General features: G+C 48.2%; 10 protein-coding genes. 1 reads left to right on the top strand and 9 read right to left on the bottom strand.

The annotated features are described in order from the left end of the window. Positions 1 to 12: 12 nt before the first annotated feature. Entirely contained in the window at positions 13 to 1338 is a 1326-nt protein-coding gene (brnQ, locus tag Ami103574_RS01610; protein ID WP_163065006.1) for a branched-chain amino acid transport system II carrier protein, read from the top strand. Between the two features lie 213 nt (positions 1339 to 1551). Here brnQ and Ami103574_RS01605 read toward each other — a convergent pair whose 3' ends face one another. The 9 genes from Ami103574_RS01605 to hutH form a co-directional block, all read right to left on the bottom strand. Further along, the gene (locus Ami103574_RS01605; protein WP_163065005.1) at positions 1552 to 2046 is read right to left on the bottom strand and encodes a nitroreductase family protein; all 495 of its coding nucleotides are present in this window, start codon (positions 2044 to 2046) and stop codon (positions 1552 to 1554) included. A gap of 189 nt (positions 2047 to 2235) precedes the next feature. Beyond that, a complete protein-coding gene (locus Ami103574_RS01600) occupies positions 2236 to 3675 on the bottom strand; it encodes an amidohydrolase family protein (RefSeq protein ID WP_163065004.1) in 1440 nt (479 codons plus the stop codon). 51 nt (positions 3676 to 3726) lie between these two features. Next, the gene (gene alr, locus Ami103574_RS01595) at positions 3727 to 4863 is read right to left on the bottom strand and encodes an alanine racemase (protein WP_163065003.1); all 1137 of its coding nucleotides are present in this window, start codon (positions 4861 to 4863) and stop codon (positions 3727 to 3729) included. A 108-nt stretch (positions 4864 to 4971) separates the two neighbouring features. Further along, positions 4972 to 5340: a metal-dependent transcriptional regulator gene (locus tag Ami103574_RS01590; RefSeq protein ID WP_163065002.1), complete on the bottom strand. Its 369-nt coding sequence runs from the start codon at positions 5338 to 5340 to the stop codon at positions 4972 to 4974. Positions 5341 to 5512: 172 nt separating this feature from the next. Beyond that, positions 5513 to 6409, bottom strand: coding sequence for a glutamate formimidoyltransferase (ftcD, locus tag Ami103574_RS01585; protein ID WP_163065001.1), 897 nt, complete (start codon positions 6407 to 6409; stop codon positions 5513 to 5515). A gap of 64 nt (positions 6410 to 6473) precedes the next feature. Further along, positions 6474 to 7100, bottom strand: a complete 627-nt coding sequence (locus Ami103574_RS01580; protein ID WP_163065000.1) for a cyclodeaminase/cyclohydrolase family protein — start codon at positions 7098 to 7100, stop codon at positions 6474 to 6476. A gap of 41 nt (positions 7101 to 7141) precedes the next feature. Then, the gene (hutI, locus tag Ami103574_RS01575) at positions 7142 to 8380 is read right to left on the bottom strand and encodes an imidazolonepropionase (protein WP_163064999.1); all 1239 of its coding nucleotides are present in this window, start codon (positions 8378 to 8380) and stop codon (positions 7142 to 7144) included. 8 nt (positions 8381 to 8388) lie between these two features. Further along, the gene (locus tag Ami103574_RS01570; protein ID WP_163064998.1) at positions 8389 to 10413 is read right to left on the bottom strand and encodes a urocanate hydratase; all 2025 of its coding nucleotides are present in this window, start codon (positions 10411 to 10413) and stop codon (positions 8389 to 8391) included. A 55-nt stretch (positions 10414 to 10468) separates the two neighbouring features. Further along, entirely contained in the window at positions 10469 to 11992 is a 1524-nt protein-coding gene (gene hutH, locus Ami103574_RS01565) for a histidine ammonia-lyase (RefSeq protein WP_163064997.1), read from the bottom strand. Between the last annotated feature and the right edge of the window lie 118 nt (positions 11993 to 12110).

The raw sequence follows: 12110 nt of genomic DNA, 5'->3' as shown, positions 1-12110 counted from the left end.
TAGAGGTAAAAAATGAAACAACAACTGAGTTTTGGCAAATTAATCTCCTTATCCCTGATGCTGTTTGCCATGTTTTTCGGTGCGGGCAATATGATTTTCCCACCTATGCTAGGGCAGTTATCCGGCGTCAATTTTCTGCATAGCGTCATGGGCTTTGTCGCCACCGATGCAGGGCTGTCCATTTTGGGCGTAGCTGCCGTAGTCTTGGCCGGTGACAAACTGGACGACTTGGTAGGCCTGATTGGCCCCCGCTTTTCCATCTTTATGGGGGTGCTGATTTACTTACTCATTGGGCCCTTGTTCGCCCTTCCCCGGACAGGCACGGTGTCCTTTGAACTAGCTGTCATGCCTTTCGCACCAGATAGCATGCCCAAGGTCGTGTTGTCCCTGATTTTTACAGCAATATTCTTTATTGTTACGTATGTGCTCAGCTTGAATCCAACCAAGTTAGTCGATATCGTGGGTAGAATCCTTACACCGATTCTGCTTCTGTCTATTGCCGTAATCTTCGTGTCCTGTCTCCTTAACCCTGTAGGCGAGATTGGTCTCCCTACCGGGGAATATGCGGAAATTCCATTTTTCCGAGGAATGATTGAAGGTTATTTAGCGTTAGACGGTCTGGCCGCTCTGGCCTTTGCCATTGTAGTTATCAATGCCGTCAGAGGTTTCGGTGTTTCAGAGCCAAAGGCTATCGTCAAGTATACGCTGCTAGCCGGGGTTTTTGCCGGCGTAGGTCTGGGAGTGGTATACCTGGCTCTAGGCTATGTAGGTGCGCAGACCTCCAGCATGGCACTGTTTGAAAACGGCAGTCAGCTGTTAGCCGCGGTAGTTTACCAGCTCTTAGGCAAATCGGGAAATCTCATCCTCGGTTTGGCAGTGCTGATGGCTTGCCTGACCACATCCATCGGCTTGGCAACTTCTTTTGCAGATTATTTCCATACACTTCTGCCAAACCAATCCTATCGGAAGATTCTAACCGTCGTGTGTCTATTCAGTTTTGCAATCTCTAATATCGGGCTGACTACCATGATTACACTTACTCTTCCAGCTCTGGTGATGATTTACCCGCCAGCAATCGCCTTAATCCTGCTTTCTTTCTGCAACCGCTGGATTAAAGGCAAGTCTGAGGCCTATGCCTTAGCGCTGATGTTTGCCTTTATTATAGGCATCTTCGATGGGCTGAAAGCCGCTGGGATTTCACTGGGGCCTTTAGCTCCTATCCTCGCCAGACTGCCCTTGTTTGATGTAAATTTGGGCTGGATGCTTCCGTCCGTGGTAGGTTGCCTTATCGGCATGCTGCCTTTTGTCAATTTTCTTTCCAGGAAAAAAATAGCTTAACACAAAACCTCCCGGTTACCCGGGAGGTTTTGTGTTAGTGTGTGTATCTAATAAAAGAAGGAAACCTGCCTTTTTTCAAAGGCATATTTCAGGGTCCCAATATCCCCTACAAGAGTTATTATAGACAAGGATTGTGATGATTATGTGTCGGTTTTATGGAAAGTTTATTGATTTCCTTAACAAATTCTTAAGATGGGCTTCACCAGGCCATTTTTATCTTACATAGTGTATTCTGGTGCTGTCAAAACGCTCTTGCTGAGGCTTTACTTTCAGGGGATAGCCGCAAGGAACGATAGCGAAAGCCTCCAGTGCTTCTGGAATGCTGAGGATATCCCGAACCTGGTTCATGCGATCCTCTACTGGCATAACCGCCAGCCAAACGGCTCCCAGCTCCAATTCATCCGCCTGCAACAGCATGTTCTCCACAGCAGCAGAAAGGTCTAAAGGCGCACAGGCCGGCATCATACACTCTCTGCGAGAGCAAACCACAAAAGCCATCGGGGCATCCTTCGTACAGCCAGCATAGGGGCTGCTCTTAGACAACTGTTCCAGTTTCTCCTTGTCTGTCACGACGTAGAATTCCCAAGGCTGCTGGTTTCCTGCGGATGGAGCTGCCATAGCGGCCCGTAGAATCCGCTCAATCTTTTCCTCCTCTACCTGCCGAGTTTCATACTGTCTTACACTGGTTCTATGAAAAATACTGTTCATTTTTTCTCCTCCTATTCCTTCGTTTAAAGGTCTTATTTTTATTTTTACCACAATTTCCTTATTTATAACATGCTAACAATCTGGCGGACATTACTGACAAGAAAAAAGGTCACCTCACAAAACTCCAAAGCCCTGTTAGATAACCCTCTTTATTTAGGAAAACTTTATCTCTTTAAAATCAAACTCCACTCACAGCTGCATACCGCTCATGAGATCATACCATTCCTGCATCGTCTCTTCCTCTCCATCGTAAACCACCTGACCGCTTACTACGGTCATATCGGCCTCCAGCTTCTTAAACAGTCCCGGCCCGGCCAATTCCAAAGGATTTTTATCGAAGACCGCTAAATCTGCCAGCATGCCCGCTTGAACGGCTCCCAGCTTGTGGCCCATGCCCAAAGCTGCCGCTGCATCCAAGGTGTACAGATCGATGACCTCCTCTATACTCTTCGCTTCTTCCATGGCTCCGTACTCGTATTCTGGTTCCCTCCTGGTAGAGGGCTGAAAGAATACATTTTCAGTGCCCATATCTCTGAAATTAAAATTGCCGCTATCTTGGCGGTAAGCCTCCTCAGATGCTACAATAAAGCGATTTTTCCGGTAACCCTTATGGCGGATTTCCGTCACCATCTCCATGCAGTCCTGAAAAGCCTGCCGATCCAAAGCATCCACGTGTACGTCGAAGCCCCTGTCGGAAGCTTCTAAGCAAAGTTCTTGGATACGTTCCACTGGAACCATATCCGAAATGCCTTCACCCCCTACGTGGAGTTTCAAGATATCACAGTGAATCAACTCGTCCAGCTCCGTAGCGTGGGTTTTCTTCTGCACCAACCGCTTCATCACCGTTTCTCGGCGTCCCATAACACTGCCCACCACCTCAAGGCAGCCAAAATACCGCTGCTTCATCAGCTCTTGCTGGTGCATGGTCAGCAGCATTTCCTGGTAAACCCTATCCATAAAGAGTGGCGCTCCGGCATCCAGCAGGCTGGTAAAGCCTCTGGCACAGTATTCAGCAGCTAGCTCTATCGTCCGATTTTGTAGTTCTTCGTACGGAAATGGCGCCACGGTCTCCATGAAATAAGGCACGGAAATGGTAAGCATTCCGTCCTCCTGCGCTGCCGCCCGCGCTTGCTCCAAGGCCAGATTGTTCACCCAGAGCACTTGTTCCCCTAGACTCAGCAGCACCAACGCCTTTTCCTGGCTAATCTCATCCAGCCGCAGGCTGGCCTCCTCTTGCGTCAGCTCCACCAGCAGGTCTTCCCGAAATCCGTAGGCAAAATAAACCTCTTCTTCGGGGTTCTCTTCCATATAATCGCACAGGGCTCCCAACACATCATCTATATCTTGGTTTTCAGATAGGGGGAGATACAGACCCTGGAAAATCCGCCGGGCCACATGGTTGTGGGTGTTTATCAAACCCGGCAGAACATACTTTCCACCCAAATCTATTACATAGGTGTCCGAGCCTTCATATTCCAAAGCATCTTGGTTGTCTCCCACGCAGATGAATTTTCCATCCTTGCAAGCTGCCGCCTCTGCCCAGGGGTGTTCTCTGTCTTGGGTATAAATCTTCCCGTTGACAAATATGGTATCTGCTGAGCGATCTTTTTTAAATAGTCCAAAAACCATTGTACTTCCCTCTCTTCCGCCTTTACTTGTCCCCTGTGGCACTTGGCCTTATTACCTCACGTAAATCTTTGGCAGCCGCTGACCAAAAGCACAAACAATTTCATAATTAATCGTACCCGTAGCATTTCCAATGTCATCGGCTAAAATAGTATTTTTCCCGTCACTACCCATGACGATAACTTCATCACCGAGCTTTACATTGGGCACATCCGTCACATCGATCATGCACTGGTCCATGCAGATATTTCCTGCAATAGGTGCCATCACGCCGTTTACCAGCACCTTCGCATGGGCAGAATAAGGTCTCGGATAGCCATCTGCATAACCCAAGGCTATCGTAGCAATCACACTTTCCCGCTTAGCTATGAACTTTCTGCCGTAGCCAACAGAAAACCCTTCTCCCACTTTCTTCAAGTGGATAATATTAGCCTTTACTGACATAACTGGCTTAATGTCCAGCTGCTTCCGATCCACTTCATCGGAAGGATAGCAACCGTAGAGGATGATACCCGGACGCACCGCATCATAGTGAACCGAGGGAATTTCCATGATGGAAGCACTGTTGGCAAAAGTCCGCAACGGAATATCCACACCAACACTTTTGAGCTTATCATAAAAACCCATGTATCGCTGTTCTTGCACTTTGGAAAATTCCTTATCCAAAGCATCGGCGGTAGCCATGTGGGAAAATAAGCCCTTGATTTGGAAGTTGGAAAGCGCTTTCATCGCCTTCACTTCCTGAATAGCTTGCTCGTCCTCTGGTAAATAACCGATTCGCCCCATTCCCGTGTCAACAGCAATCAGAGCCTCCACCGTCTTACCTGCCCCTTTAGCCGCTTCTGCAATCGCTTTCGCATTGTCCAAACTGCATACTACCGGGGTAATGTTATATTCAACAATTATATTGGCATACATGTCCGGCGTTAAGCCCAACATGATAATCTCCTCCTGGGCCCCTGCTTCCCGCAGAGTGATAGCTTCCTGCAAGGTAGCGATAGCAAAGGTCTTCACACCGTTTTCTCGCAGCACCTCTGCCACCTTTACAGAACCGTGTCCATAGGCATCGGCCTTAATAACGCCGATGATTTCTTTATCTGCCCCTGCCTTAGCTATGATATTCTTGATATTATAGTCCAGATTTGATAAATTAATTTCTGCCCATACTGGTCTAATTGCTTCTTTTAACATGCTTCAATCCTTTCTTTTTCGGTTTTGCCCAACCATAGAGAAATCCTCGAAGGGATCGGCCTCGAGAATCTCCGTTTTTATATATGAAATGCAATGGTTAACTATAGTTTACTGACTTTCCAGTGCTTCGCAAATCTTGTGATACGTCTCGTTGGACAGGTCATGCTCAATTCTGCACGCATCTTTAGCAGCATTTTCTTCGCTAACTCCCAGTACATCTATGAGAAACTTGGAAATATTGTTGTGTCTCTCATAAATTCCCTCTGCGGCGGTTAAACCCTTTTCCGAAAGGGTAATGTGGCCTTTTTCATCCATGAAAATATAACCATCCTTTTTAAGAATACCCATGGCCCGGCTGACGCTGGGTTTGGAAAATCCCAATTCGGATGCCACATCAATGGAACGGACCACGTCATTCCGCTTGTGCAGAATTAAAATGGTCTCCAAATAATCTTCTCCAGATTCATAAATTGCCATCTCTTCACCTCCAACAAATCGTGATATTTTTATTTTAACATATATCATAGGAATTCTGCAAGTATACTGGGGGAGTTTTCAGAGTTTGCAGACTTTTCCTGAGATTGTTCCAAAATATTCCAACGCAAAAACAGACTGCTCTTGGCAAGCAGTCTGTTTTTTGTGTCAATTGCTATAGCAGATGATTTTCGATGACCTGCACGGCGGCATCGAAGTTCTCAATCTGAAGATAATATTCTGCCGCATCAAACAAGGCATTCATCGGGCAGAGACCGACAATCTCCGTACCGATAACGTGGACTCCGTATCTGGCTGCCTCAGCCTTTGTCAATTCCACTACCCGGTAAAGAGGCGTTCTCGTAAAGTCGGTCATGTTAATGGATACTTGAGCAGTATTCCGTTCTTCCAGCAGCACACCCATAGCCTTCACGCAATCAAACCCGCCATTAGACCGACGGATAATCTTAGCGATCTTGCTGGCGATATCTACATCGGAGGTACTTAAGTTAATATTGAAAGCAATTAGCGGAGGTCTGGAGCCTACTGCTACCACACCGCCAGTGGGATGTATCCGTTGTCCACCGAAATCTGGAATCCAAAGATCGTCCTTAACCTTTTCGGCCATGCCTTCAAACTGGCCTTTACGAACAGCAGCCAGGTTTTCCCGGTGAGGAGCACTGGCAGACTGTTCATACAGGAATACCGGCAGATTAGCTTCCTCGGCAATCCGCTGGCCCACTTTTTTTGACAGTTCCACGCAGTCCGCCGTTGTCGCATCTTTAATAGGAATAAACGGCATTACATCGACACAACCCATTCTTGGATGCTCCCCTGTATGCTTGGTCAGATCAATGAGCTCCACTGCCTTCTTGGCCAGTTTAACGCTGGCTTCCTCACAGGCTTCCGGACTTCCCATGTAGGTAATGACGGTACGGTTGTGGCTGGTGTCAGACGAGTAATCCAGCAGCGTACACCCCGCTGTATTTCTGATTTGATCCACACACGCTTCGATTACTTCTTGATTGCGGCCCTCACTGATGTTTGGCACGCTTTCTATAATTTTAGCCATCTCAATCTTTCCTCCTCTGTCTTTCTCTCTTTTCCTCTATGTTATACCTTTACTTTAATAAACGCTATAACGCCTGCTCAATCTGCTTATACAATTCTTTTTCTAAAAACTCCGCTTCTGATACAATCTTCTGGCCTTTTTCTTGAAAATCGGCAGCAGCAGCCAAATCCTTAACCCCAGGCAGGTTAATCTTTACGTTGAGCCAAGCACCTTTGACGCAGGCCATCAGGTTCAGCACCGCTACCCCCAGGTCGCTGGCGGCATTGGGGTTGGAGTACCCTATCAGTTTCTGAGCAGTAAGCAAACCGTCATAAGCCAGCTCCATGGAGCGGAAAGGAACCTCTGTAGCCACCAGTGTACCAGCAGCAATAGCCGCACTGCGTTCCGCCTTTTCCTGATCCGTGCCCTTTGGCATTTTAAAGGCAGCTGAAACCAAGTTGAAAGCCTCCGTATCCTTGTCCACGGCTTCCCGAAGTTCTTGGAAAAGCTGCTGGCCTTCAGTCTTAGCTTGCGCACAAACTTCCTGATACTCCGCAAACTTCTCCTTGCCCAAAGTCAAGTCGCAAACCATCAGCAGCAGGCCCATTCCTTGTGCTCCTGCTAAGGCGCTGACCGACCCGCCCCCCGGAGCCGGAGCATCCGATTTCAACACGTCCAAATAGTCCGTTACTCTCATATCTATCAACTTCATATGCGTTCTTCTCCCCTTCTTCCACGCCTTTACGGCGATTCTTAAACCAGCATACCTTTTTTAATTACCTGAGTGGCCATGTTGGATCCAAACCGATAGCAGAGCATTTCCATGTCCGGCGCATCCCAGATAACCAAGTCGGCCTGTTTACCAACCTCCAAGGTTCCTACTCGACTGCCTCTGCCTATAGCGCAGGCTGGATTGATGGTTACCGCTGTGAGAATTTCCTCTGGGGTCAGCTTATACCGCAGGTATCCCAGATTAATGGCGAATTGCAGGTTCAGCGATGGACAGGACCCCGGGTTAAAATCCGAAGCCATAGCTACCGGTATTCCTAATTCAATCATCCTTCTGGCCGGAGCAAAGGTCTTGCCCAAATAGAAGGACGTGGCCGGGAGCAGCATAGCGGTGGTTCCCGCCTTGGCCATAGCCGCCATGCCTTTTTCACCAATGGCGATCAGGTGCTCTGCGGAAACGGCTGCCAATTCTCCAGCCAACTCCGAACCGCCGATTTCTTCAATCTCATCTGCATGAATTTTCAGCCCCAAACCATGTGCTTTAGCGCATTCCATATAGGTGCGGCTTTGAGGCACATCGAAGACGGAGTCTTCACAGAACACATCAGCGAATTCTGCCAAGCCCTGCTCTGCTACGACCGGAATCACATCCTGACAGAGCATTTGAATGAACTCGTCTCCTCTGCCTTTATACTCATCCGGTATGGCATGGGCCCCCATAAAGGTGGAAACCATGTCCATCGGATGGTTTTCATCTAAGGATTTCACTACCTTCAGCATCTTCAGCTCATTTTCCAAATCCAAGCCATAGCCACTCTTAGCTTCGCAGGTGGTGACCCCTAGGGCCATCATCTCGTCCAGAAAATCAAAAGACTTCTGGTATAGCTGGTCGAAGGAAGCCTGGCGGGTATGACGTACCGTATCCAGGATACCGCCTCCTGCTTTCAGAATTTCTAAGTAGGTTGCTCCTTTCAGCTTCAAAGGGATCTCATGCTGGCGATAACCGCCGAAGACCAAGTGGGTATGGCCTTCCACTAGCCCCGGAGTAACCAACTGTCCCTCCGCATCCATGATTGTCTCCGCCTCTTCTCCACCTATAGGCAGCATGCCATCCTGAGAGATTTCCTTGATGATGCCGTCTTCTATCAGCACGGCAGCTTGTTGAAGCTTGAGATTTTCGCCTTGCTGAGCCCCCTTATGGCTGAAACTGCCTACAGGAGTCTGCAATAGCCCAATATTCTTTATCAGCAATGTGTTTTTCATCTCTTCACCTACTTCATATATTTTTCCACAACGCTGTCCACCAGTTCATCACTGGCCACGTATGGAATCGTAATGTGTCCGGCTCCAGCATAATTCTTATTGTACGCCACCGAGGTCTCCAAAGCGTTTTCATTTCTAGCCCAGTTTCTTCTGGCCACGCCCCCCATAACGTCCCACATCATGGCGGATTTAATGATCTCATCAATGCGCTGGCTGCCATCCAACACCAAGCCAAACCCACCATTGATGGACTTGCCGATGCCTACACCGCCGCCATTGTGAAGGGCGCATAGGCTCATACCTCTGGCGGCATTTCCTGCAAAACACTGTACAGCCATATCTGCCATCACATTGCTGCCGTCCTTAATGTTGGAAGTTTCTCTAAACGGCGAATCCGTTCCGCTCACATCATGATGGTCTCGTCCAATCATAATTGGTCCGATCTTTCCTTCCCGCACCATCTCATTGAACCGCAGGGCAATGTTAGACCGGCCCTCTGCATCCTGATAAAGGATTCGAGCTTGAGTGCCCACGACCATTTTGTTTTCCTTGGCATCCCGAATCCAAACCCAGTTATCCCGATCCTGGAATCGTCGATTCGGATCGATGCAGTCCATAGCGGCCTGGTCGGTGGCATCCAAATCGGCTTCCTGTCCAGACAAGCACACCCAGCGGAAAGGTCCATAACCATAATCAAACAGCATCGGGCCCATGATATCTTCCACGTATGAAGGCCAAATGAATCCGTCTTTTTCGTCCGTTCCATTCTTGGAGATTTCCTGAATGCCTGCGTCATACATGGCCTTCATAAAGGAATTTCCATAATCAAAGAAATACGTTCCTGCCGCCGTCAGCTTTTTAATGGCCTGGAAATGCCGATGGAGCGATTCGTCCACCTTCTTGCAGAAGGTTTCTCTGTCCTGACGAAGCAGCTGTGTTCGTTCTTCAAAAGTCAATCCTGCCGGACAGTAGCCACCATTGTACACGTTATGGCAAGAAGTTTGATCGGATAATAAGTCAATTTTAAAGCCGCTCTCCGCAGCCTCTTCCAGCAGATCCACAATATTTCCGTGATAGGCAATGGAAATAGATTCTTTTGCTGCCAACTTTTCTGCCGCTAGTGCCAATACTTCTTTCACATCTTCCAGAATCACATCCACCCATCCCTGTTTGTGTCGGGTCTCAATCCGGGATAAGTCTACCTCGGCAAAGATACCTACCGCTCTGGCAATATTCGCTGCTTTTGGCTGCGCACCGCTCATGCCGCCTAAACCGGAAGAGACGAAGGTGTGCCCCGTCAGGTCTCCCTGCTCCGGCACCCCCAGGTATTTTCTGCCTGCATTGAGGATGGTATTGAAGGTCCCGTGAACAATTCCCTGAGGTCCAATATACATCCAGCCCCCTGCGGTCATCTGCCCGTAGTTCGCTACGCCCATTTCCTCAGCAATCTCCCAGTCATCTAAATTGTCAAACATACCAATCATCATGGCGTTGGTAATGATAACCCGTGGAGCTTCCGGCTTAGAGGGAAATAACCCTAAAGGATGTCCGGATTCTACCACCAGAGTCTGGTGGTCGGTGAGTTCTTCCAGATACTTTTTAATCAGCCGGTACTGGAGCCAGTTCTGGCAAGGCTGACCGGTTTCACCGTAAGTCACCAACTCGTAAGGATACAGTGCAATTTCAAAGTCCAGGTTATTGTCAATCATCACCTGAAAGGCCTTGCCCTCCAGGCAATTACCCTTATATTCCTCAATAGGTTTGCCGTAAATCCGCCCAACCGGTCTGTACCGATAAGCGTAAATCCGCCCGTAATTTTTCAATTCTTCCATGAATTCTGGTGCCAAGGTCTCATGCAGCTCCTCCGGCACGTACCGCAGGGCATTTTTTAAAGCCAGCTTTGTCTGAGCAGGAGTCAGCCGAAAGCCCCGGTCCGGAGCCCTGCGCTTGTCCTCTTCAAAAGCCGGGTAGTCCGGCAACTCAGCCCCTAGCTTGATGGTCATGGCCTCTGCTATTTTTCTGTTATCCAACATCTATTTACCTCCCACTTTTCATAATCGTTTATATACGATAAACGTTTTCATTTATTTACAACAATGTCACTGCTTTTTCTACTGCTTCCACGATGACGTTGTCTTTAATCATCTCATCAAACTTTTTCAATTCATAGTGCATAATTACGTCCTCTTCCACTGGCTCTACTTGCTGGCGGATGCAGTCATAAGCTGCCTGGGTGCCCTTTGCCAAACCAGTGGCCCCTCTCAGCCAAACAGCTTGAGAAGCAGCAAACAACTCAATTCCCAGTACTTTCTGTGCATTATCCAGCACCATAGCTGCCGTTCTGGCTGCCGTCGTACCCATGCTCACATGATCCTCCTGGTTCCCTGAAGATGGAATAGAATCCACTGAAGCCGGGTGGGCATAGATCTTATTTTCTGAAACCATGGAAGCCGCTGCATACTGCGCAATCATAAAACCGGAGCACACTCCGCCATACTTGGTCAAAAATGCTGGCAGTCCTTCGGATAATTGAGGGTTTACCAGCCGCTCTGTCCGTCGTTCTGATACGTCAGCCAACTCCGAAATGGCAATCTTCAAGAAGTCAAAGGCTAAGGCCATGGGCTGTCCATGGAAATTTCCGCCAGAAATCACTTCATCTTCATCTGGGAAGATAAGCGGATTGTCGGTCACCGCATTGATTTCTCGTGTCACCGCCTCATAAACATACTGGATAGCATCTCTGGATGCTCCGTGAATCTGAGGAATGCACCGCAAGGAATACGGATCCTGAACCTTGTTCGGATTAATATCTTGAGCGTTATTGCTTTCCGCCAGCAGGGCCAGCAGATTTTTTGCTACATCTTTTTGTCCTTGATGCCCCCGCACATCGTGAACCTTGTGATCATAAGCTTTCTTGATGCCGTTTAAAGCCTCCGCCGTCATGGCTGCTGCAATATCTGCCACCTTCAACAGATTCATGGCATCCCAGAGCACATTGACGCCGATAGCCGTCATAATCTGGGTACCATTTATGAGGGCTAAGCCTTCCTTCGCCGCTAATTCTACTACCGGAATGCCAGCCCGCTTCATGGCTTCTGCCCCTGGCAGAATCTCGCCTTTATATTCTGCGTCCCCTTCCCCAATCATGGTCAGCACCATGTGAGACAGGGGAGCCAAATCGCCCGAGGCCCCCAAAGAGCCTTTCTCTGGAATAACTGGATGAACACCTTTGTTCAGCATGTCCACCAGGGTATTTAATGTACTTGGCCGAATACCGGAATTTCCTCTAGACAAGGCATTGCATCGCAGCAGCATAGCTGCCCTCACCACTTCTCTTGGCAGGCCTTCCCCTAGCGCGCAGGTATGGCTGATAATCAAATTTCTCTGCAAGTCCGCCGTCTCTTCGCTGGAGATAAAGGTGTCGGCAAATTTGCCAAAACCCGTAGTCAATCCATATATTACGGCCCCCTCAGCCAGCTTCTTATCTACATAATCCCTGGCCTTCTTGACAGCTGCCTGGGCTTCTGGGGTGATAACCACCTCTTCATTTAATCGAGCTACTCGGATGACCTCGTCAACCGTCAGCTTCGCTCCGTTAATCAAAATACTCATTACTTTTTCCTTTCATTCCTTCTTTTATTATAATAATTCATCAATATGAATATTTATGCTCATTAGTTTTTTTATTAAAAACTACAATTTATTATACCAAATTTGTTATTAAATTTAC

It is taken from the genome of Aminipila butyrica (genome assembly GCF_010669305.1).
Lineage (GTDB): Bacteria > Bacillota > Clostridia > Peptostreptococcales > Anaerovoracaceae > Aminipila > Aminipila butyrica.
Note: the sequence above shows the minus strand (reverse complement) of the source record. Positions and strands in the feature narration are given on the sequence as shown.

Excerpts from the sequence above, each read along its gene's own strand:
- brnQ (WP_163065006.1), top strand. The coding sequence starts at position 13 with ATGAAACAACAACTGAGTTTTGGCAAATTAATCTCCTTATCCCTGATG.
- Ami103574_RS01605 (WP_163065005.1), bottom strand. The coding sequence starts at position 2,046 with ATGAACAGTATTTTTCATAGAACCAGTGTAAGACAGTATGAAACTCGG.
- Ami103574_RS01600 (WP_163065004.1), bottom strand. The coding sequence starts at position 3,675 with ATGGTTTTTGGACTATTTAAAAAAGATCGCTCAGCAGATACCATATTT.
- alr (WP_163065003.1), bottom strand. The coding sequence starts at position 4,863 with ATGTTAAAAGAAGCAATTAGACCAGTATGGGCAGAAATTAATTTATCA.
- Ami103574_RS01590 (WP_163065002.1), bottom strand. The coding sequence starts at position 5,340 with ATGGCAATTTATGAATCTGGAGAAGATTATTTGGAGACCATTTTAATT.
- ftcD (WP_163065001.1), bottom strand. The coding sequence starts at position 6,409 with ATGGCTAAAATTATAGAAAGCGTGCCAAACATCAGTGAGGGCCGCAAT.
- Ami103574_RS01580 (WP_163065000.1), bottom strand. The coding sequence starts at position 7,100 with ATGAAGTTGATAGATATGAGAGTAACGGACTATTTGGACGTGTTGAAA.
- hutI (WP_163064999.1), bottom strand. The coding sequence starts at position 8,380 with ATGAAAAACACATTGCTGATAAAGAATATTGGGCTATTGCAGACTCCT.
- Ami103574_RS01570 (WP_163064998.1), bottom strand. The coding sequence starts at position 10,413 with ATGTTGGATAACAGAAAAATAGCAGAGGCCATGACCATCAAGCTAGGG.
- hutH (WP_163064997.1), bottom strand. The coding sequence starts at position 11,992 with ATGAGTATTTTGATTAACGGAGCGAAGCTGACGGTTGACGAGGTCATC.